The organism is Nocardia sp. NPDC101769, from assembly GCF_044766925.1.
Taxonomy (GTDB): domain Bacteria; phylum Actinomycetota; class Actinomycetes; order Mycobacteriales; family Mycobacteriaceae; genus Nocardia.
The window spans coordinates 1-22156 of sequence record NZ_JBIWMX010000040.1 but is presented as its reverse complement, the minus strand read 5'-3'; the positions used below and the strand labels follow the sequence as shown (position 1 = coordinate 22156).

The 22156-nt window shown below is 64.7% G+C and carries 19 protein-coding genes; 9 read left to right on the top strand and 10 right to left on the bottom strand.

Annotated elements, in window-relative coordinates; all coding sequences use genetic code 11:
* The first annotated feature begins 282 nt into the window (after positions 1 to 282).
* Entirely contained in the window at positions 283 to 936 is a 654-nt protein-coding gene (locus tag ACIRRA_RS39620; protein ID WP_402779465.1) for a GNAT family N-acetyltransferase, read from the top strand.
* Here ACIRRA_RS39620 and ACIRRA_RS39615 read toward each other — a convergent pair.
* The 4 genes from ACIRRA_RS39615 to ACIRRA_RS39600 all read right to left on the bottom strand — a co-directional run bounded on the left by ACIRRA_RS39615 (position 867) and on the right by ACIRRA_RS39600 (position 4902).
* Positions 867 to 2645, bottom strand: a complete 1779-nt coding sequence (locus tag ACIRRA_RS39615) for an HEXXH motif domain-containing protein (protein ID WP_402779463.1) — start codon at positions 2643 to 2645, stop codon at positions 867 to 869. The genes ACIRRA_RS39620 and ACIRRA_RS39615 overlap by 70 nt on opposite strands.
* Before the next feature lie 64 nt (positions 2646 to 2709).
* A complete protein-coding gene (locus ACIRRA_RS39610; protein ID WP_402779461.1) occupies positions 2710 to 3924 on the bottom strand; it encodes an FxsB family cyclophane-forming radical SAM/SPASM peptide maturase in 1215 nt (404 codons plus the stop codon).
* A gap of 98 nt (positions 3925 to 4022) precedes the next feature.
* Entirely contained in the window at positions 4023 to 4175 is a 153-nt protein-coding gene (locus ACIRRA_RS39605; RefSeq protein ID WP_402779460.1) for a hypothetical protein, read from the bottom strand.
* 100 nt (positions 4176 to 4275) lie between these two features.
* Positions 4276 to 4902 (bottom strand): Tn3 family transposase, encoded by a 627-nt coding sequence (locus ACIRRA_RS39600; RefSeq protein WP_402779458.1) that lies wholly within the window; start codon positions 4900 to 4902, stop codon positions 4276 to 4278.
* A 252-nt stretch (positions 4903 to 5154) separates the two neighbouring features.
* Here ACIRRA_RS39600 and ACIRRA_RS39595 point away from each other — a divergent pair, with 252 nt between their 5' ends.
* Positions 5155 to 5970 carry an alpha/beta fold hydrolase gene (locus ACIRRA_RS39595; protein ID WP_402779455.1) on the top strand — a complete coding sequence of 272 codons (816 nt, stop codon included), beginning with the start codon at positions 5155 to 5157 and terminating at the stop codon, positions 5968 to 5970.
* A 131-nt stretch (positions 5971 to 6101) separates the two neighbouring features.
* Here ACIRRA_RS39595 and ACIRRA_RS39590 read toward each other — a convergent pair whose 3' ends face one another.
* Positions 6102 to 8069 (bottom strand): gamma-glutamyltransferase family protein, encoded by a 1968-nt coding sequence (locus ACIRRA_RS39590; protein WP_402779488.1) that lies wholly within the window; start codon positions 8067 to 8069, stop codon positions 6102 to 6104.
* A 322-nt stretch (positions 8070 to 8391) separates the two neighbouring features.
* On the opposite strand from ACIRRA_RS39590, the gene ACIRRA_RS39585 reads away from it, so the two are divergent.
* Complete coding sequence (locus tag ACIRRA_RS39585) at positions 8392 to 8874, top strand: hypothetical protein (protein WP_402779453.1); 483 nt, start codon at positions 8392 to 8394, stop codon at positions 8872 to 8874.
* Positions 8875 to 9645: 771 nt separating this feature from the next.
* Positions 9646 to 10692 carry a glycosyltransferase family 2 protein gene (locus tag ACIRRA_RS39580; protein WP_402779451.1) on the top strand — a complete coding sequence of 349 codons (1047 nt, stop codon included), beginning with the start codon at positions 9646 to 9648 and terminating at the stop codon, positions 10690 to 10692.
* Between the two features lie 52 nt (positions 10693 to 10744).
* Here ACIRRA_RS39580 and ACIRRA_RS39575 read toward each other — a convergent pair whose 3' ends face one another.
* Positions 10745 to 11314, bottom strand: a complete 570-nt coding sequence (locus tag ACIRRA_RS39575) for a hypothetical protein (RefSeq protein WP_402779449.1) — start codon at positions 11312 to 11314, stop codon at positions 10745 to 10747.
* Positions 11315 to 11549: 235 nt separating this feature from the next.
* On the opposite strand from ACIRRA_RS39575, the gene ACIRRA_RS39570 reads away from it, so the two are divergent.
* A complete protein-coding gene (locus ACIRRA_RS39570) occupies positions 11550 to 12446 on the top strand; it encodes a LysR family transcriptional regulator (RefSeq protein ID WP_402779447.1) in 897 nt (298 codons plus the stop codon).
* A gap of 28 nt (positions 12447 to 12474) precedes the next feature.
* On the opposite strand, the gene ACIRRA_RS39565 is transcribed toward ACIRRA_RS39570, so the two are convergent.
* Together ACIRRA_RS39565 and ACIRRA_RS39560 are read right to left on the bottom strand one after the other, a co-directional pair.
* The gene (locus tag ACIRRA_RS39565; RefSeq protein ID WP_402779445.1) at positions 12475 to 12945 is read right to left on the bottom strand and encodes an ester cyclase; all 471 of its coding nucleotides are present in this window, start codon (positions 12943 to 12945) and stop codon (positions 12475 to 12477) included.
* A 184-nt stretch (positions 12946 to 13129) separates the two neighbouring features.
* The gene (locus tag ACIRRA_RS39560) at positions 13130 to 13513 is read right to left on the bottom strand and encodes an antibiotic biosynthesis monooxygenase family protein (protein ID WP_402779486.1); all 384 of its coding nucleotides are present in this window, start codon (positions 13511 to 13513) and stop codon (positions 13130 to 13132) included.
* Between the two features lie 834 nt (positions 13514 to 14347).
* On the opposite strand from ACIRRA_RS39560, the gene ACIRRA_RS39555 reads away from it, so the two are divergent.
* Positions 14348 to 14722, top strand: a complete 375-nt coding sequence (locus ACIRRA_RS39555) for a glycosyltransferase (RefSeq protein WP_402779443.1) — start codon at positions 14348 to 14350, stop codon at positions 14720 to 14722.
* A 22-nt stretch (positions 14723 to 14744) separates the two neighbouring features.
* Here the strand turns inward: ACIRRA_RS39555 and ACIRRA_RS39550 are convergent, their stop codons facing one another.
* On the bottom strand, positions 14745 to 16094 hold the full coding sequence (locus ACIRRA_RS39550; RefSeq protein WP_357010524.1) for a cytochrome P450: 1350 nt from the start codon (positions 16092 to 16094) through the stop codon (positions 14745 to 14747).
* 190 nt (positions 16095 to 16284) lie between these two features.
* On the opposite strand from ACIRRA_RS39550, the gene ACIRRA_RS39545 reads away from it, so the two are divergent.
* Positions 16285 to 17502 (top strand): helix-turn-helix domain-containing protein, encoded by a 1218-nt coding sequence (locus ACIRRA_RS39545; RefSeq protein ID WP_402779439.1) that lies wholly within the window; start codon positions 16285 to 16287, stop codon positions 17500 to 17502.
* Between the two features lie 132 nt (positions 17503 to 17634).
* On the top strand, positions 17635 to 18378 hold the full coding sequence (locus ACIRRA_RS39540; RefSeq protein ID WP_402779437.1) for a hypothetical protein: 744 nt from the start codon (positions 17635 to 17637) through the stop codon (positions 18376 to 18378).
* A 35-nt stretch (positions 18379 to 18413) separates the two neighbouring features.
* Here ACIRRA_RS39540 and ACIRRA_RS39535 read toward each other — a convergent pair whose 3' ends face one another.
* Positions 18414 to 19394, bottom strand: coding sequence for a hypothetical protein (locus ACIRRA_RS39535; RefSeq protein WP_402779435.1), 981 nt, complete (start codon positions 19392 to 19394; stop codon positions 18414 to 18416).
* Positions 19395 to 19702: 308 nt separating this feature from the next.
* Here ACIRRA_RS39535 and ACIRRA_RS39530 point away from each other — a divergent pair, with 308 nt between their 5' ends.
* Positions 19703 to 20740 carry a polyprenyl synthetase family protein gene (locus ACIRRA_RS39530; protein ID WP_402779433.1) on the top strand — a complete coding sequence of 346 codons (1038 nt, stop codon included), beginning with the start codon at positions 19703 to 19705 and terminating at the stop codon, positions 20738 to 20740.
* The last annotated feature ends 1416 nt before the right edge of the window (positions 20741 to 22156 follow it).

Here is a 22156-nt window from a genome sequence, read left to right as displayed (position 1 = left end):
CCCAATTCCTGGACCTAGGATTTCAGCAATTCCCACGATAGTAGTTTCTCCAGCTGGGGATCCTCGGCCCGCCACGCGCCATACACCGTGTGTACGAGATCCACTGCGGCGAAGCCGTATACGCCGGTGATCCTGGCGCAGTAATGCGCGATTCACCTCACCAGAAACGGTCCTGCAGCACAGCTCAACCCATTGTCCGAGATTCCCAACGCTGGGAATCTCGAATGCGCGGCCCACAATGGTCAACCGAGCAGTCCGACAGGACAGGGAGTGGGTCAGGCGATGGCGGCCACAGGGATCGAAGCCGGTCCGGCGTTCGAGTCCCGCATCGAGGACGCCCGCCTCGGCGACACGCCCGAGATCGTCCACGTGATCCGGGAAGGCGCCCGCTCGGCCTATGGCGGTCTTCGGGTGCTGCCCGGCAAGCCCGGGCTCCCGGCGTTCCTGACCGACCTGGCCACCCGCAAGCCGCGGGAGATCGACGCGGCCGTGCGCGCGGGTCGTGACACGCTGCTCGTGCAGCGGATCGGCAGCGGGCGCATCGTCGGCTTCGCGAAGGTCGGCCCGGGCGAGAGCGGCGCCCGCCTGCTCGAGGCCTGGTACGTGCTCCCCGAGTTCCACGGCACGGGCCTGGCACGGCTGCTGATGCGGCGGGCGATACTCGCGGCCCGCGACCGCCCGTTCTACGCGTACACCACGGCCGGCACCCGCGGGCATCGGGCCTACGCCAAACTCGGGTTCATTCTGGCCGGGGAGGCGCTGCCGACGCCCGGCCCGCTGGCGGCGGCCGGGCTCGTCGCGCCGCAACTGCGCGCGGACCTGCCCGCCGAGGCGCGGCGTCGGTTGCTGCGCACGCTACCGCCCGGTCAGGCGTCCGAGCCGGCCGAGAGCCAGAGCAGCAGATCCAGAATCTCGACCTCCGGACCGACGGACTGATACAACCGCGCCGCCACCGCCGCCCGATCGGTCAGCACCCGCACGGCGTGGTGCCCGTGCACCTTCGACACCGCCAACGCCAGTCCCGCCCATGCTTGCGGCCGCAGCGGGTCGACGCGCAGTTCCCGGCTGTAGAGGGCCATGGCCTCGCTCGGATATCCGGCGAGATAGGCCCGGTCACCCTCCGGCTGTCGCGAATCCGCCAGGGCCGCAGCGGCTGTCGCGTCCACGGTGGTGAGCTGGGCGGCCAGGCGCAGGCTGCGGTAGTGATCGGGAAGGGTGCGCTGATCGACCCGGTCGGCGAGGAGAATCCGGGTGGGGGCCCGGCGCTCCGCGTCCCAGCACGCGGTGAGTTCGGCAATCGCCACCGGATCCGGCGTCAAGTTCCGGACCGACCAGAAGACCCGGTGCGCCAAGGATGATTCGATCGCTGCCTGCCGGGCCGTGGCGGGGACCTCTTCCCCGGACCAGGAACGCATGGCCGCGGTCAGTCCGTCGAGAAAACGGGTGCCTGCGGCGGTGAGCAGGCCAGAGGCCCGCGCTTGAGTGATCGCGCCCACCAGCTGGGTGCGCCAGAGTTCGAAGTCGGCATGCGCCTGCAGGGACCCGTGGCAGTCGGAATGGCGATGGACACGCCAGAAGTCGACCACTCCGAAGAACGCGTAGATGCCGTGCATCAGGCCGAGAATGGGTCGTGGATCGTCGCGCCAGGGGGCGTAGAAGCGGCATTCGGGGTCGGGGTCGAACAACTCCACCTGGTCAGTGAGCAAGCCGAACTTCGTGTGCTGGACCTCGTGGATCAGGGTGAGCGCCAACTGGCAGCTGTCGGTCGCGGCGGTGGTGTACACGCATCCGGCGCCATTGGCCGAGGTGTAGCTGGAGCTGTCCACCATCGCCTCCGCGCTCAACGGCGACAAGCTGCGCAGGCAGCCCCGCATCGGCGTGAGGTAGTGATCATGATCGCGACGCAACAGCTGCCACGCCTGCTCGAAGTCGCGTTGCCAGCGTTGGGCCTGCTGGGCGTTCAGACGTGGGAGCGCCGACCCCGCGGACTCCCGATGGCGGAACGGATCCAGATCGTCCAGCCACACCGTGATCTCGTCGCTCTCGACCCGCGCGGTCCGCAGCGGCAACCATCCGGTCCGCGTTTCCTCGGTCGGCGATTCGATCCGCAGGGAACCTGTGTCCCAGCGGAAATGCAATGCGCCCGTGGCGGTCCAGTGCAGTTCGCAGTGCCCGCAGTGGTCGTCGGCGCCGAGCACGGCCATCCCCAGCCCCGGCAGCATGACCTCGCCGTTGCGGATCACCAGTCGGGCCTGTCCCTGGGTCCCGGCCAAGATCCCGGCCGAGGCCGCCAGCCAGCCGAGATAGCCGCAGTCGGCCCACAGCGGGGTCCGGGAGTCGTCGGATTCGGCGGCGAAGCGGCGCAGCACGTGGTTGAGCCAGGGACCGGTGTTGGGGTAGCACAGCATCGACGAGACCACCTCCGGGTGGTCGGGCTGCAGTGCGGCCAGGCGCCAATAGGCCTCGTGCAGTCCGGCCGCGGCATCGATCGCCGCCTCGTCGGCCGCGACCGTCAGCAGGGTGCGCACCAGGATCGCTCTCAGTTCCAGCAGGCCTCCGGTCAAGGCCGCGATACCCGCTCGAGAACCGTGACCGGAGCTCAGATCCAGTGCGATATCGTCGATCTCGTCCACTGTGGCCGTCATTGGTGTCTCCCTGTCGTTGCGGACGGTGTCACGGGCCGCCGAGTCGGCATCGGGTGGTGGTGGTCTATGGCGAGGCGGCGAGCAGGTCTGCGCGTAACCGCTTTTCGATGTGCCCGATGACCTTTTTCAGATCGGGGCAGTACACGGAGGGATTGCGAAATCCGGAACCCTCGCGATAGCGGTGCACGTAATGTCCCGCGCCGCAGACGATGTGCACCGGGCAGGCCGTACAGGTGTCGTCGAGGGCGGCGGCGCCGATCTGGCGGGCCATCATCGACGGATCCCAGATCGCCTGATCGAGCGGGTTGCCCGCACCGCCCAGGCGCAGTCCCGCCGCACCCTCGAACGCCGACTTCAGCTCGTCGACCTGTTCGAGCGAGCCGTCGGTTTCGATCACCGCCAACCGGACCGGCGCCAGACCCAGCAACTCCGATCCCGCGTCCCGGCCCAGCAGCAGATCGATAACGCAGTCGAACAGCCGAACCCGGGTCTCGAGTTCGGGAGCGCCGTACCAGCGGTCGAAGATGGGCAGCAGCCAGTCCGCGTAAGGGGTGGCCGCCGGGTCGGGTGTGCGACCGGGGGGTGGTGTGGTCCAATTGCCATGCGGCAGAAGGAAATCCACGGACGGTGGGGAGAATCGCAACAGGGCGTCGTAGGTTTCGATCGGATCGTTGCGCAGATCCACGGTGCACAGCAGGCCGGTGAACAGCCGCCTGCGTTCATCGGCCAGCAATCGTTCCAGTCCGGCCGCGACACGGTCGTAACTGCCCTGACCGCGGCGGTCGAAGCGGTGGCGATCGTGCTCGGCCCGCCCGCCGTCGAGGCTGACGCCGATCCTGATGTCCCAGCGATCGCAGATCTGCAACACATCCTCGCCGATCAGGACGCCGTTGGTCTGAATTCCCAAGCGCACCTGGACATCAGGCTCGAGCAATCGGCGGGCGGTGCGGGCGAAGTACTCGAGTTCGGAGGAACCCGCCAGGAGCGGCTCGCCGCCATGGAAGACGAGGTCCACCGCGGGCACCGCGTGCATGGCGGCATGCTCGGCGATCATCCGGCACGCGCCGTCGAAGGTGTCGCGGCTCATGGCCCTGGGTTTCGCACGCCAGCTCTGATCGGCCATTTCGTAGACGTAGCAGTAGTCGCACGCCAGGTTGCACCACCCGTGGATCTTGACGACGAACTCGGTGAAGGCCTGCGGCCGCCAGCCCTTGCGCCGGAGCTCGGCGACCTGCACCCCCCAACCGGACCAGGGCAGTTCCTCGAGCGCGCGGTTCATCCGCGGGGTCCTTTCGCTAGCGAGCAGGCGGGAGACCCGCGGAAGGTGTGCCCGGGGGCTCAACCGGGCACCTCGATGCCCGGTGCGCGGCAAACCGGCTAATCGTCCGCGCCGATGAAGCTTTGAAACGCGAGCCGCCCGCTCTCGGCGGACTGCGTGACGTGCCGTTGCAGCGCGGCGCGCAGCGCCGAACCGGCCGCGGCCGCCAGACGCTCCGGATCGCGTCCGGCGAGTTCAGCAAGATTTCCCATGACGTGTCTTTCCTTTCGAGAAATCCACAACCAATGCCGGGTTCTGCATTGTCGAGGTCGAATTCCACGAGCAGAACGGTGCGGTGCGGAAATTCCAGATCTACTCGGGGAACTCGATGCACATCCCGGCATTGCGGATGCTACGCGCCGCGCGCACCGAGCACCTCGCGGATATTCCCGGCACTGAGAACACCACTGCCCGAAGAGTTTTCGGATGCCGGATCCGGGGCAGCACCTCGAATCCCATGAGCGTAGCCAGGCCGAATACCGGTAGCGACTGGCCTTGCGTGTCCACATGCACCACGCCGGGCTGGATGTCGGAGCTGTTCTGCAGCAGGCCCTCGATGATGTAGATCGCCTCCCACACCCCGCAGGGGATGAAGTGGGTGAACAGAGCGATGTAGGTGTTGGAGATGTGGCGCATCGCCAGCCCGCCGAATCCGCCGTAGCGGATGTGGGACTCGGCCAGGAGGTTGTTTTCCCAGGTGTCGATCTGCGATCCGTCGGTGGCCACCACCTGACCGTCGCCCCACACCCCGGCCACATCCAGCTTCGCGAAGGCGTTGATCACCTCGGCGGATGCCTTGTGGATCTTGCCGGCGTCGGCGTGTTTGTTGGCGGCGGTGTAGATCTCGTGCGCGGAGACATGTTTCATGTGCCGGGCCACCTCGGTGGCGGTCAGGTTCCCGCCGTAGGTGAACGCGGTCAAAACGTAGTTGCTGACCACCGGGTCCGCTGGGTCGACAGCATCCGCCTGCTGGCCACCCGCGGCGAATCCCAGTGGATCGAAGTCGGCCCCAAACGAGTCCTCACCCCCCTGGTCGCGAAGATTCTCGCCGCATAGGTGTGGAAACCGGCAGGCGTCCCGGCCAGAGCTCGACCAGGCATTGGGCTGTCCGACTTTTCACTGCGGGCGGGAACCAATTCGGCTCGCGGCAGTACAGTGCCCGTCGATACAGGAAGTGAGGGCACCCTGCCGATGACGTACGCGAGAACACCGGACGGGACCCGCATCGCCTACCAGCTCCAAGGTGAGGGAGCGCCGCTGGTCTTGCTGGCGGGCCAGGCGAACAACCATCACTGGTGGGATGCGGTGCGCGCTGATTTCCACCCTGCGCGCAGCACTCTCACCCTCGACTATCGCGGCACCGGAGACAGCGACAAGCCCGAAACCCCCTACAGCACTGAACAATTCGCCGAGGACGTCATCGCCGTGCTCGACGAGCTCGGCATCGAGCGGGCCGACGTCTACGGCACGTCCATGGGTGGCCGGGTTGCCCAGCAACTCGCCGCGCGTCACCAACATCGGGTGGGTGCACTGGTACTCGGCTGCACCTCACCCGGCGGCCCGCACAGCATCGAACGCTCCAACGATGTCGGCCGGTCCCTGGTCCAATCTGAGCCTGGTGCCGCACGGCAAGCGCTGCTGGAGTTGATGTACACGCCTCGCTGGCTTGCCGATCACCCTGGCCCGTACAACGTTATCGGCGATCCCGCGATGCCCGCTCACTCTCGACACCACCACCTCGTGGCCAGCAACCGGCACAACGCGTGGGACCTGCTGCCCGCCATCAGCGCACCCACCCTGGTCCTGCACGGCACCGACGACCTGCTCAACCCCGCCGCCAACGCCCCCTTGCTCGCCGCCCGAATCCCCGGTGCTCAGCTACACCTGATCCCTGGAGCCCGGCACGCCTACTTCGAGGAATTCCGAACCCTGGCCAGCCCTGTCGTTCTGGACTTCCTCTGTCGGGCGTCGGTTCCCGAACGACCGGTCGTCCGCGGGCCGCGCTGACGGCTGTGTACGGCTGTCCGGTGTGCGGTCGGTGAGATCGGTTGTGGGAAAGCGATTCATCGCGTCGTCTCCTGTCCTCACCACCGTGGCCCGCAGCTTGTGGAAGTTCGGTGGCCGATGGGCGCGGCAGTTCAGCGTGGCGGATTCCCACCCAGCACAACGCCTTCACGGCGGGGGTCGGCGCCACCGATCCAACCATTACCCTCGCGTACCAGCGCAGAGGCTCCACTGGATTGTGGGTCCACCGAGACCTGGTGGCCGAGCTGGCGTAGCCGCTGCACCAGCGGATCGTGCGCGCCATTGTCGGAAGCATCCACGCCTGGATGCTCACCGCCGACATTGGTGACCGGCGTATCGGCGGCACCGAAGTCGATCATCGACACCGCCTGCTGCGGATCCAGTCCCCAATCCAACATGGCAACAAGAGTTTTCACGACAAACTGGATGATCACCGCGCCCCCGGGTGAGCCGGTCACGTAATCCAGCGACCCGCGAGAACCATCGGGATTACGCGCGAACACCAGCGTCGGGGCCATGGAGCTGCGCGGCCGCTTGCCCGCCTCGACCCGATTGGCGATCGGCACGCCCGCGCTGTCGACCGGTTGGGCCGAGAAGTCGGTGAGCTGATTGTTGAGCACGAACCCATCGACCATGTGCATCGACCCGAACGCCGACTCCACCGTCGTGGTCATGGACGCGGCGTTGCCGTACCTGTCGACAATGCTGATGTGGCTGGTGCCATGCTCGGGCAGAGGTCCCGCCGCGCCGGCAAGAGCGGGACCGAAGCTGCCCGGCGCGGCAGTACCCATGCTGTGGTGTGGATCGATGAGCGCCGCGCGCTGGGCCAGATAGCCCGGGTCGAGCAAGGCACTGGGCGAATTCCCGGGCAGAGCAACGAAATCGGAGTCTGCGACGTATCTGTCGCGGTCGGCGTAGGCCAGCCGTTCGGCCTCGGCGATCAAGTGCACCGCGTCCGCGTTCAGTGTGCCCCCATTGCGGGCCGTGTCACCGACTCCGTCGGTGTCGGAGGGGCGCAGTGCGGCGAGATCGAAATGGGACAGAATGCCGAGGGTCTGCTCGACCGCCAAGCCACCCGAGGAGGGGTTGGGCATCCCGCAGACCTCGTGACTTCGGTACGGCGAGCACACGGCGGTGCGTTTCTTGGCCTGGTAACCGGCCAGGTCCGCTGTGGTCGTGGCCCCGGGGGTGCGGCCACCGGCCGCGGAAGTGATCGCGGCGACGATGTCGGCGGCGACAGGACCGGTATAGAACGCATCGGCGCCATCGGTGGCGATGCTCGAGAGCACCTTGCCCAACGCCGGATTCGTCACCATGGTCCCGGCTGGTTTGGCAGTGCCGTCGGGCCGCAGAAAATAGGCAGCGGCCTGCTGGTCGCGGGCCAGATCGTGCGCGGACTGCGCGATCTGGCCGGCCATACGGGGGCCGATCGCGAATCCGTTGTCCGCCAGCGTGATCGCCGGCGCGAACAGATCCTTCCACGGTTGTCTGCCGTGCTCGGTGTGAGCGAGTTCCAGCATCCGCAACACCCCCGGAGTCCCGATGGAGCGTCCACTGGCGCGGGCGTCGGGTGTGGGCACAGAGTGGTCCGTAGCACTGACAAAGCGCAGATAGTCAGCAGTAGCGGCCGCGGGCGCGGTCTCACGGCCGTCATAGGCATCGATGGTGCGGGTCTTGGCGTCGTAGTACATCAGGAACGCGCCACCCCCGATTCCGGTGGCCTGCGGTTCGACCAGAGTCAAAACTGTCTGTGCGACGATCAGCGCATCAGCGGCGGAGCCACCCGCCGCCAGTATGGTGCAGGCGGCCTCGGTGGCCACCGGATTCGCCGTCGATACTGCAAAACCGGTGGTCCGTACCGCACGCATTCCACTGCGATAGCCGGTCGCGATCTCAGGATGTTCGGCCAGATTCGTTGAAGAAGGTCCCGCCGGGACACCCGAGGCCACCGCAGTCCCATTGGGGGTCGCCGTACATGAAGAGGCCGTCGGCTGTCCCGGATCCGACGAGCAGGCACACACCGATCCCAGAAGCAGGAACGTAGTCACCGCGCCGATCCACAGGTGGTCTCGCGATCGCATCATGACCGCACACGATAGCGCTGTCGCCGACGTTGGGAAGTGCTGCGCGGCAACGACACTGGCAGCAGTGATCCGCTTCCGTGTACAGCACGGTCCGGTTCCCAGCATTGGGAAAGCCGCAGTCGTCGACAGTCTGGCATCGTTGCACAAACGATCGGGACCAATCATCAATTCTCACCAGTGTGTTTCCAAAGCAACTCCCGCCGAACCGGACTCGGTGCCGGATTGCTCCACTCTCGGCAGAAGTTGCCCCTTGGTGACAGACGGGTCCCAACTCCGCCCGCGCACTCAGGAAGCCACCCGCGCCCACCATCTACACGCTGTGTTCGACCGCCTGCGTCGCGAACACGGCCGCCTGGTCGATGTCGACCTCGCCGAAGGCATACCGGCCACACTCGTATTGGGATACCAAGCCGCACTGGCGATCCTCAACGACCTCGAGCACTTCCCCGCTGATCCCAGGGCCTGGCAGTCGACCGTCTCGTCCCGCTGCCCGGTCCTACCGCTGATGGAATGGGGACCGCCGGCCACGGAAAGCGAACACCGATTCCGCTACCGACCGGCCTACCGAGCCGCCCTGGACGCGATCGACCAAATTCTGTTCGTCGACCCTGGGGTCCCGGTAGTAACAGCGCAGAAAACTGTCAGCCTTCTGCTCGATCGCTCCCGAAGCGCTTCGGGGCGTGGTGTACTTGCCGCTGCGTTCGCCGTGACCAGCGCCCAAGACCAGCCGGTGCCGCAGGAAGCTGAGCCCGATGAGGATGACCCCGCACCTCGAGTCCCAGGAACCGTTGTGCCGCAGTAGGATCCACATCCGACACAGTGACCGAAGGCCGACGGTGTCGCTCATCGATCAGCAGCGCAAGGGCTTTCGTCGGCGAGCCGAAAATACGGCATCCGGAACGGATACATCAACGCTCGCATGAACGCTGGTCCGTCCGCTCGATCGGTATGCAGGGCGCTGCTCGACGGCGCGATTCCATTGATGAACCAATCCCGCGCCAGCAAGCAGTCCTGGCCACCGGTCAGAGCGAGTTCGACGGTTCCCGCCGCGGTGAGGCGGAATTCAGCGACTCGCCGCCAGACCCGACCAACGAGTTCATATACCGCGACGAGCGTCGGCGGAGTGTTCGACGTGCATTCCACACAATTCATTGGACGCCGGTGTGACCGTCATCTCCATTTGCCTGTTCTAACCGATGGGAATACACCTTGCGCGAGTTCCAGAGCAAGACCACCCCGACGCGGCGGCTACGACGAGTCACACCACAACCAGCGCACCGCCATCGCGAGCCCTTCGGCCCGAATCCGGAGTAGTCGAGACGATGGCCATGCCCTGTCCCGGGCGACCGCGCCGGCGACATGCGGTCTGAAAAACCTCCAGAGGCCCGACGAGATCCAGCGACTGGAACCCCTCGAACACCACGAACATAACCCACAAATCACGACATCCGGCGCGCCGTCTTCGACCGAGCCCGCCGCCGAGATCGCCGACCAACTCCGAGTCCACCGTGTCGGGTCGAGGATTCGGCGACACGCGGAGCACGACCTACCATCTCCCACGGGCTTCCCAGCGGTGGCAGACATCGTCATGGTCGGTATCTTTACAGAAATTCGAGCACCTTCCACGCAGACGAGTGCGGAACGGATGAAATTCGTGGAATGCCACCAGAATATGGCCCGCCTGTCCGTGGTGATCCCAGTCCTTCACGAGGAGAGAGGAATCACTGAAACCCTCGATCGACTCACCGCACAAGCATCGATCGATCAGGTCATCCTCGTCGACAATGGAGCGATCGGAGAAACTCGCCGCGTGATAGCGCACTACGCGATCGCCTGCCCGAAGATCGATGTCGTCTCCGAACCGGTCCGAGGAATCGCCCACGCCCGAAACACAGGATTCGACCGTGCCCGAGGCGATTTGATCGCTCGCATCGAGGCACGCACCTTGGTCGCTTCGAACTGGGGTGAGACAATCCGACAGTTCTTTGCCGACCATCCCGCGATCGATGCGATCAATGGCGCCACTACATATCATGATTCGCCCATCCGATCCGTACGCCATCGCCGCATCGGATTCGACCGTGGCACGTATGCCGGCGGTACAAGAATCGAAAAGTTGCCCAGAGCGAACATGGCCCTACGACGCAGCGCATGGATGGGCGTGCGGGCCGACACCTGCTCATCGCCAGATCTGCTCGAGGACCTGGACCTTGCCCTCTGTCTGGTCAGGCGCGGATTTCGGATCCAGCAGGCTGACCAGATGCGCGCCCAGATCTCGGCTCGACACCACAAAATCAGCCCACGGGACCACTGGCGCTACGAACGCGACCGCTTGCGAACTCTCGAAGCTCACGGCTTCGAAATCGCTGTGCGGCACAGGATTCACGGTGCCGGCGCGTGGTTGACACACAGCCTGCAATGGCCGATCTACCGATTCTGGGACCTCGAGCGGCGCCGCTTCACCCTCTGCTCAACCGAACGTGGACTCCTCGACCCAAATCCGAGCCAATCTCGTGCACCGCTCGCCCCGAGCTATTCGCCACTACCCACCCGTCCGCACCGGCACCCCAAAGCCGATGCCCCACTGTCGGCGCGAGTAGCGGCCAACTCGCAGCAGTGATCTCGCCTCGGGAGTCGATCCGATTGTTCGGCCCCGCGTCAATCGGTCACCGTCAGGCTGGATTGTCGGCGTGGGTGAGCGTCTCCCACATCGTGAACATGTCCAGTCCCGCCGGACGCTGCTTGATTGTGAGCCGTTCGGTCTCGGGCAAATCCAGATGCATCCGATTGTGCAATGCGTTGTACGCGACCTCGGTCACCGGCCCCAGCTCGCGTCGCAGCTGCCCGCCGCACAGCCAGCCCGGCATCGGTGTGCCGAGCTGGTATCGCGCATGCAGTTCGAATCCGGCCCGCAGGCGATCGGCGACCTGCGGATACAGGTCTCGGCCTTGAATGCGGCTGGTTTCAGCGATATGCGCCGCAGCCGACACCCCGTAGCCGGTATGCGCGAAATCGCGGCACGTCTCCTGCGCGACCCCGTCGACGAGCGGCGTCTGTCCCCACCAGTAGTCGGCGAGCGCTTCGGGGCGTGGTGTACTTGCCGCTGCGTTCGCCGTGTGAACGAACTCGGCCAACCGACGGTCAGCAACAATGGAGTCGCATCGCGACACCGGCAACTTGGAGAGCTTCGTCGCGGTCGAACGTTGGTGCAGCGCAGCCGATCTCGACACCCATTTCGCCATTTCACCAGCGGCTTCAGGGCTTCGGCATCACCGGTGTCGGCGGCCGAAACACCCATAGTCAGACACCAATCGGCGCGACAACTCGACGACCACGGCCAGAGATCATGCCGCACAACCAAATCCGACACGCGGCAAACGAATCACAACGACATGAGGCACGGTCTAAAGACCTACGCGGTGGTGGGTTCCCGAAGTTCGATTCGCAACATCGATCTCGGAAGAGCACAATGTCGCCATGGAATTGCGGGACATCGAAATCTTCCTTGTACTGGCCGAGGAACTGCATTTCGGGCGTACCGCGCAACGGCTGCACCTGTCCCAGGCACGGATCAGTCAGTCGATCAAGAGCCAGGAGCGCCGCATCGGCGGCCGCCTGGTGGATCGATCCAACCCTCGCAATGTGCAGATCACTTCACTCGGACACCAGCTACTCACCGAGATCCGACCGGCGTATCACGGTGTGCTGCAAGCCATCGAGAATGCGCGCTCGGCGGCGTTCGGGATCTCCGGGGTGCTGCGCGTGGCGATGATCGGCTACAACCCCTATGACTATCAAGCCTACTGGGATGCCTTCCGCCGACGACATCCGCAGTGGGAGCTACAGATTCGCAGTACCGAATTCGGCGATCAGTTCGGGCCGTTGCATCGCGGTGAGGCCGACATCCTCATCGCCTGGCTGCCAGTGGAAGAACCTGGATTGGCGGTTGGGCCCATCATTTCTGCGGAACCGATGGTTGCGGTCCTGACCGTAAACCACATGCTCAGCGGCGAGAAGCACTTGAAATTGGAGGACTTCGGCGTTTTCGGTGTCTTCAAGCCCAGCACACCGCTACCTGAGTACTGGGAAGATTCGGTCAGCCCCTTCTATACTCCCAAGGGCAAACCCATCGAACGGGCAACTGAAATCTCCACCCTCGAAGACCTTCTCACCACCGTCAGCACCAGCACTGCGCTCACCACCGGCATGAGCCACATCGCCCGTTACTACAACCGCCCCGGTGTCACCTACTTGCCGATCACCGATTCCCATCTGGTCCGATGGGCGCTGGTTTGGCGCAGCGACCACGACAACGAACAGATCCGCGCCTTCGCCCGCATCGCCCGGGAACTGGGCACACTCGACCAACGCTGATCGCCTGAACTTCCTGCCCCAGATCAGGTCACTTCTCGGCCTGCGAGGGCAGCCAACCCAACTGGCTGGCTCGACCGAGATCATCCCGCGCGGCCCAGTGTTCGATGACCAGCCCGTCGACGACACGAATCCAGTGTGTCTGGGCGACGGAGAAGGATTTGCCCTGCGGGGCAAATACCTGATCGACCTCGCCGTCAACGGTGTACAGCACAAAGGGACCTGTTTGCCGACCAGCCATGACAGTGTCGAGACACACCAGATCGCCTTCAGCGACAACATGCACGATCTCATGTTCCATCTCGGTGAATGCAGCCCGCAACCAAATCGCAGTCGCATAGAACCCCTCCGGGCCGCGAACCCGGGTGGCAGGCGGCTCGCGACGACTCTCACGATTGCTTGCATGGGGATGGTAGACCGCATCGAAGTCGGCGCGGCTACCACTCGACATGATCTCCAGACTACGGATAGCCAGCTTCTTCTCAGCAGCAGCGGGACTCATCGGACTCCTCAAACACTGTGCAAACAAAAACAATTCGCCCCGAGCCCATACACACCGTGATCGGTCGCCCGAGTTCGGTCTGGCTCGCAAGTCAGACGATCGGCCTCACGCCCGCGAAAGGCGGATGAGTTCCCGCGATCGTCGAACTACCCGTACCGGTCCGCGTGACACTGCGGCCACGGAACTATTCACCGGCCGGTCGCACGTAATAGACCACCTGATACCGCCCAGGTCGTGCCCTCACATCCAACTCTGGATCATCGAGCATGGTGGTGATCGCTTCGCGCCATTCGGGATTGGCACGAGCCGTCGTCAGGGCATCTGCGCTTCGCCACTCGGCCACATCAACGAAGGTCAACTCGTCACCAGCGATGGTCTTGTGCATCACCGCGCGAACGAATCCCGGCTGTTCGGACATGATTCGTGCGCTGGACCCTCGCCACATCCGCAGAAATCGATCGGACTGTTCGAGCGGAACCGAGTACGCATTGATCATCGTGACCGGCGCGGTAGCCGCCACCGCCGCCTCCGGATCCGCCCAAGGCTCACCATCAGCCAACTCCGTCATCACTCAACCACCTGTCCACACCATCGGGCTCCGATGAGCAACCTAATCGGGCCACCGCGCCAACCGACGCCCCAGACGCCCCATCACTGGGAATAGCTCATCGATGTCGACTGACGGCGAACAAGAACACAGCCTGCACGCCCGCCCTCAGATGCTCAGCGTACGACGCTTCGACGCAACCAAGTCGGCGATTTCTCGCATCACACGGGATACCTGCAAATTCATCACGTGACAACGTCGAGGTCAACGGGTGCGTGGAGGTTGCCTCCGACGCGGACCACGCACCTGCAGCTGCCGCGGATCCCGCTCATCGCCTGCCGACGGATTGTCGTTGTGCGGCATCGGAACCGGCTGATTCCTTGTGATATTCGGGGAATAGTTCGGAAACGGCAGAGTCCAGAACCCGAAGGCTCCCTCAAGAGCGCGCACGCCCGCGCGTCACGACACTAGAGGCTCACTCGCACAACGGACTTCCCACTGCGGGAGACCCGCACACCCATCCAGATTCCGGGATCGCCGAACTCTGGTGAACGCATCTATGGCGGGCGGAAGCTCTTCTCGACCATTGGTCGCCGCGGCATCGGCAGTACTCACCCGCGCCCTCCTCCTCGGCAGCCGGACATGAAACCAGCAGCGCCATAATCTGATCCATCCGAATAGCCCGCTGAATCCCCACAGGCCGGTGCGCCCTCACTGATTGCGAATACGTTTCGGATTTCGGCCCGGCCAAGCGGCTGTTCCCATCGGTGGGAAATCGAAAGTCGGGCATCGAGCCTTCACACTCCGAAGCCGATCGGCTTTCTGCCCCACCGCCCCAATTCTCCAAGGGCCGTAATGACTTCCAGCAATACACCGCAGTCTCGCCCACTTCTGTCCGTCGTCATACCCGCTCTGAACGAAGAGGTGTCGATCGTTCGGACCCTGGACCATCTGGTCGTTCAAGACGCAATCGACGAGATCATCGTCGTCGACAACGGAAACACCCCAAGGTCATCCTCATCGAGGAGGCAACCCAGGGTGTCGCGTTCGCCGCGATCTCGGATTCGACAAGGCTCGAGGCGATTTCATCGCCCGCACCGACGCCGACACCCTGGTCGAGCCCGACTGGGGCTCGAGAATCGGGTTCTGGATCCAGGACCGCCGCGGCGAGTTGGGCGGCCGGGTCGGCAACCTACAGGTGCGCGCCTACAGGCGATCAGTCGACTTTGATCGGTCACGAGTGAATTGCCGTCTACTGCTGGTAACTGGTGCGCGCCGAGGCAAGCATCCGCAATCCGGAAGGAGACAGGATGGCGGTGGCTTTCGGACGCACGTGAGCATCGGCGACATGGCTCAGTCGCCAGCGCGCCGCGATGGTGGCCAGCATCAGCGTCGCCTCGGTCTGGGAGAACACGTCACCCATACATTTGCGCGCACCCGACCCGAAGGGAACGTAGGAGATACGCTGCGGGGCGGCGTTTCCCGGCAGCCACCGGTCCGGGTCGAAGCGATCGACGCGCAACTGATCGGGGTGGCGGTGGATCAGATAGGCACCGAACACAATCGTGGTTCCCGCTGCGATCTCGTGCCCGGCGAGCACAGTGTCGACGGTGGTGGTGCGAGTGAGCAACCACGCCGACGGCCACAACCGCATCGTCTCGGTAATGATCCGCCCGGTCAGCTCGAGCTGCGCCAGGTCGGCATACGTCGCGGCACGACCACCGAGCACCGCGTCGACCTCCTCGAAAAGACGCCGCTCGACCTCGGGATAGTGCGCCAGCATGTGCAGCGCCCACGCCACGGTGCTACCGGTCGTTTCCGTGCCCGCCCAGAAGAACGACAACAACTGTCCGATGATCTCCTCGTCGCCGAGTCGAGGCCGATCACTGTCGGGGTCGTCAGCGTCCAACAACGCCGAGAGCAGATCACCATGATCCCTGCCGTCGCCGCGACGTGCGGCGATGATCACGGACATGTCCTCGCGCAGACGTCGGCTCGCGCGCTCGTAGCGCCATGTACCCAGTAGGTTCAGCCCGGCCAACCGTCGAGGCACGATGACTCGCTGATAGATCCCGTTCACGATGACGGCCAGATCGGTGAGCATGCGCTGCAACACCTCCGGCGGCAGCGACTCGGAGAACATGGTCGCCACCAACGTATTGGAGGCGATAGTGGTGGTTTCACGCAGGACGTCGAGGACTTGCCCGTCGCGCCAGCGTTCGACCACAGCCGTGATCTGGTTGGTCATGATCTCGGCATAGCCGGGTAGGCGCGATTTGTGGAAAGAAGGTTGGGCGAGTCGGCGAAGCCGACGGTGTGCGCTGTGCGGGCAGACCGGAAGACTGTCGCCCACCACCTCGCGCGCCCGATCGAAGAACGGTCCGCCCTTGTCGAACACCCGATCATCGTGAAGCAGCCGGTCCAACACACGCGGGTCCGACACGACCACCGCCGACACCGGACCTATCCGGATCCGCACCAGATCACCATGCGCGGCAAGGGATTCCACGAAGGACAGGGGTCTGCGGACAAGCTGTACGGTGTGCCCCAACAGCGGCAGCGCACCTGGCGCGTCGGGGATCGTGGATACCACCTGCATCATCTCCTTCTCGTTGTCTCAAAACTGTTGGCTGCGAACAGAATTACCCACACCTCCTGATACATCGGCGACTGTGATGGCCGAACCATGAACAGCACCAACATGTTTCCCGCCGATGGGAGGTGTCGGCTCGGTGGAACGTAGGCCGAGTGTCACTATCCGACGTTCATCACCACAGCGGAGGGACCGACATATGAACGCACTCCACACGACCGATCTGGGCGTGGGTGAACGACTCGAGATACGCCGACGCCGACGCGGTCTGTCACGCAAGGTGGTGGCCAACCTCGCCGGACGCAGCGAGGAATGGCTGCGGCTGGTCGAATCGGGCCGACGCAAACTCGACAGCATCGAGGTACTGCTGCGCCTGGCCGAAATCCTGCACATCGACGATCTCACCGAACTGATCGACACCGCACCCGCACCGCTGCCACGCGAAACCAACCATGATGAGATACTGCGCCGACTGCGCCGCACGATCGTCGATCACCCGGCTCTGCAGATCTACGACACCACCGGCACCGTCGTCACTGCCGAACCCGCAGAACTGGACCAAGGGCTGGAATCGTGTCAGGAATGCTGGAACGCTGCGCCGCAACGCTATTCGCAGCTCGCCCGGACCTTGCCCGGCGTATTGCAGGCGTGCCGCGCGGCACAGTGGCAAGCCCGTGATGATGCCTCGGCGTCGCTGCTGATCCAGGCCTACCACCTCGCGCGTCAACTGCTGTCGGCCTGCGGCGATCACGCAATGGCCGCCACTGTCGCCGACCGCGCGATGACCACCGCGACAGAGCTGGGCGACACGACATTGATAGCTGCCAGCGCATGGCAGGTCGGCCATGCACTGCTGGGCCTGTCCTACCCCACGCACTGCAAGAACTATGCGCAGGCCGCGGCCGACCAGCTCTCCATGGGCGTGCCCGACTCGACCTGTCACGCCGCCCTCTGGGGCGCGCTGCATCTGCTGAGTGCGCACGCCGCCGCTCACGGCAGCGGGGACACGGCGAGAATGCTCGACGCCGCCAGAGCCGCCGCCGCTGCCCTCGACACCGACACCCAGTGTCACGGCATAGCATTCGGGCCCACCGAGGTCGGATTGACCAGCATTGAGATCGCATTGACCACCAACGATCCCGACGAAGCGATCAGATTGGCCGCCACCGTCGAACCATCGACGGACTACCTGCCGGCACGCCGCACGAAATATCACATCGCCCAGGCCAGCGCCTACATCCGCCGACGCGACGACATCGCCGCCGCGTTGGCGTTGACCAAAGCATCCCGAGTGTGCGCCGAAGACATCCACTACGACCCCGCCGCCCGCCACAGTGTGCGCCACCTGATCCGGCGCGACAACTATCTCGTGCGCCCCGAGGTGCGCCATCTGGCCGAGCTGGCCGGCCTGCCATGAATGGTGCACGACGAAGTTGGGGCCAGCGTGTGTTGGCCCCACCCGCCCAGCGGGCCGACACAATCCGGTCGGCGGGCACCCCGTCACCACGATCCGCCCCACCGTGCAAGCGGCGAGAGAAAGGTCTGGCTCATGGAGATCGACAGCGGCCGCTACCACCTGCAATGGGCGGGAGTGGTCGGCATGCTGCCCTTGCCGGCCATGGTCGTCGGCTTCGCGTTGGGTCAATTCCCATGGCCCGATGACAATCTCGACGGCGGGGTGTACCTCGACTATGAGCTGCCCCGCCACTTCGGCGAGATCGGCACCCTGGTGTGGTTGGTGCTCACCGGCGCCTCGGTGATGTTCCTGTGGCTGCTCGCCATCGCTCACATCCGGCGAAATGCACAGCTCAGCGCCAGTGTCGTCGTCATGATCGCAGGTGGCGGTGCCAGCGCAGCGGCGGCGCTGGTGTTTGCGAGCTCGTTCGTGACCATCGCCGTGATGGGGCGCGGCTACCCCGTCGAGGCCAACGGGGAGGATCACGCAGCCTCGATGGTGATCACCTATTCGTGGAATCTCACCGAGATCTGCTTCGCACTCAACACTGTTCTGCTCGGACTGATCTGGTTCGCAGTGGCCGCGGCCAATCGACGTCACCGCCTGCTGCCCACCGCTCTGACGCATGCCGCCGTCGGTGTGGCGGTGATCGACGTCGTCGGCGTGGTGTCGGTGTTCGTACCGACCGGTGCCTGGTCGCCGGGTTCGTTCGCCCAGGTGCTGCCCGGCGCCGCGGCGACCTACCTGTGGATCATGGCCGCTGCCGTAATCCTGCTGCGTCGCCACGGTTTTCCCGCAGGCCCGACAGTGACGGCATCTCGCCACCACTCCCCGTAGCCGGGCGGTCGGACGGACCTCATCGAATCCCATACTCAGCGGGTGGGATTCAACTGCCAGGCGTGATGCCCGTTCGCAGTGGCGGCTTGGGTGCGGGCGTATTCGAGGCTATAGCGGAAGCTTGTGTAATACCACTCGATCGCCCCACCCATCCACCACCGCATCGCGGCCGCGTACTCCATCACCGCTGAGCACTCGTCCTCGCTCAGCCCGATCTGCTCACACATCTGCGGCAGCCGCGCCTGCTGAGTCAGAAACCGTTCGATCAGTTCCTCGGTGTACGCGGCGACCGTGCGCATGGCCTCGTCGCGACTACAACCGAGCTCATGCTGGCGCACCAATACGAGATTGTCGATGTCACCGACCATCTCCTCCTTGGGCAACGAGATCAGATCATTGGTGAGCAGCGAGATGTCCTCGGTGAGGTCCCGCATCAACGCGATCTCGGGGCTGTGGAACGCCACTGCGGGCACCTCGAAATGCCCGACCCGTTCCATGAAGTCGAACACGATGCCCATCCCACCGCTTCCGCGGCGGATCACCAGATACGCGTCGATGCTCTCAGGAGTCCCGCGCACCCTTCCCCGCGCCTCGTGCACATGTGCGTACAACCACCGGTCATAGTGGTACGCCGCCCGCTCGCACCACGACCGAGACATACCGACCCGGCTGCGATCCCAGATATCGGCCAGCGCCGCCAGATACGGTGACAAACCTGCGCGCTCATCGCTGTGGAACACACTCGCCGCGCGACCGATCACCCGTGCCGTCTCGATTGGATCCCGGCCCAGTGCCCCGTCGAAAGGTTCGTCGGTGATCGCGGCCATACCCATGAAATCCGCGAGCAGATCCAGATCCTCCCCCCGCGCATACGGCCAGCCTTGCGCCACCAGCCTTGTCGTTTCGATCCGCACGAATCTGTCTGTCGGATAGGCGTTCTCACCGATCAGCCCATAGCTCTGATGCCAGGCGACAGTGTGGGCGAGCGAGCGCTCCAGGTCCGGACTACGCCGCATGTCGAAAGGATGGACAACTCGCCCGTCGTGATCCTCTACGCTCACAAGCGTTTCTCCTCGGGCTGATCCGATATGACGCGCCGCAGCCTAGAACCGACCACAACACGGCCGGTCCAACCAGGCGAGGACCCCACAACGTCCTGTAGTCGTCCCCCACAGCACGTCCTCGGGAAGCACTCGGGACCCCGGCAATGTGGTGCTCAGACTTCAATGCACGGGCGGCCACGAACAACGTTGCCTACCCCCGACCCCGAGCGATCTAGCGTGACCTCCGCTCTCACGGGACGCGGTGAATCGGAGATGACGTGATGACCATGACGACCCTCGACCCACATCAGCTGACACAACGCGCACAGACCGTGCTGCACCGAACGCGCCAAATATGCACACCGGTGTTGCGCGAAACAGTCGATATACTGCGAGATCCATTGCGGCGCATGGCCGGATACCACTTCGGCTGGTGGGACGAGCACGGCAATCCCATCGCCGAGGAATCGGGCAAGGCGCTGCGCGCGGCCTTGACCCTGACCACCGCCGCCGCCTGCGGCAGCACCGGCCACATACCCGTCCCAGCCGCAGCGGCAATGGAACTGATACACAACTTCACCCTGGTTCACGACGATGTCATGGACGGTGATCACCTACGCCGCGGACGAGCAACCGTGTGGGCGGTGTGGGGTGTCGGCGACGCGATTCTGCTCGGGGATGTGCTGCACAGCTTGGCATTTCACACCGCCTCCACCAATCTGACCCCGACCGTGGCGGCGGCGGCCACCACCCGATTGGCAGCCGCGTCAGTCGAGATGTGCCGCGGCCAGCAACAAGACTGCGCATTCGAAACCCGCACCCAGGTCAGTATCGACGACTACCTCACCATGGCGGCCGACAAGACCGGCGCGCTCATCGGTTGCGCAACCGGGTTGGGCGCACTGTGCGCCGGCGCCGGCGAAGACACCGTCGCCGCATTCGAAACGTTCGGCCTGCACCTCGGACTCGCATTCCAGTGCATCGACGACATCATCGGCATATGGGGCGACCCGGCCATCACAGGTAAACCCACGGGACGAGACCTGGTGCGGCGCAAACGAACTCTCCCAGTGATCGCCGCCATGAACTCCAACACCCCGGCCGGTGATTCACTCGCCGAGCTCTACCAAGCCCCCCATCCGATGACCCCTGCCGAGGTCACCGCGGCCACCGACCTCGTGGTCGCCGCAGGCGGCAGACACACGGCCGACGAATACGCTCACCGATGCATCACCACCGCACTCACCGCACTGCCCGCCGACCTCCGCACACCCGACCTGCGAGCTCTCGCCCACCTCGTAACCCACCGCACCCACTGACACGGCCCCCTCGGCGTGGCTCGACAACCAGTCGCAGAACATGCGGACTGCCAATCCAGTTCCGCAGCCCCCCGAGACAGCATCGGATGCGAGAAATCGCACCCGATGCAAGTCGGGCCCAGGGGTGTCCGGATGCCCGCGGCCGCCAACGCCAATCCGACCAGGACCTCGACCTACAGGCCACTAGGCAGCGCGGTCACATCGAACGGCGCTGCCGCAAACAGCTTTTCGGTACCACGAGGCGGAACGACGGATACGTCGAGGTCGTGTTGCCCCTCGCCGACTGGTCGGCCGGCTACCAGGCAGGACACCATCGACTCCGTCCGGCAACTCTGGGACCGCGTCCACGGCACGGAAACCAATCGACAGCATCGGATTGTCCGATACCCCGGCACAGTGGCCGCAGTGAGGCTTTTCGCCATCCCCGTCACCGATCAGCACATATTCCCAGTCAAGGGAATAGACGGGTGAACTGTTCCTCGGCAGAACTACACTCCTCATGGGTCCGGTGCCCGAGCGTCCCTCTCCTCTCAACGCGAAGCCCGGATCGCCACAGGTCTGTCCTACCCGGTCGGCGACTCCCTCAGACATGTCGCTCACCGCGGTAAGCATGATCAAGAGCGCGTGGCGCGAGATGCATGTCCTCGCGCCACGCCGTGGCCGGCGACCTTTCGCTTCCCTACCGGCCCAACCACGCGTATCGGGTCCGCCATCATCAGGATGAGCCGACCACCGATGGGCGACAGTCATCCGAAGTGAGCGACCACCCAGCGGCTGAGCGGACCCTTGCCACCATCGGTAAGGGTCCCGCCCCAGGGCATCCGTACATTCTGACACCGGTTGGACAGGCGGTCCCGCCTCGAGCGACCAACCCACCATCGGAAAAGGGCACTCGCCAAACTATTTCGCGGTGTCCGGAGAGTCCCCGAATGAAATCCCTGAAACGTCCAGCCATGCGCCCCGCGGTCGCCGTGTCCGCTGCGGTGATCGTGGCGTTCGCGGTGTCCCCGACCCTTGCCGCATCGCCAGCCTTCGCCACGCCTGTGCTCGATTCACCCGCTGACCAGGATTCGGCCTCGAATCCGGACAGTGATGAGCCGTTGGAACCCGATAATTGGGCAGACCCCGAAGGGGCATGGTCACCCTCCGCCAACAACTATCCCGGTCACGACAGCGACGAGGATCGGCACAGCCCTCCACACGGTGGGCAGAACTGCCCAGACAGTGGGCAACCCTCACATGGTCCGGGCCACGTCGATCGGCAAGACGTCCCCAACACGTATCCGCCACATGTGTATTTCCTTCCACCGTCCGGAAGCGCCCCTATCTGTCACTCTCGTCCGAGACATGGTGATCAAGTAGTTCTCTGACGATGTGGGCGAGATCGGAAGTTGTCGAGCGTGACGTTGAGCGTTG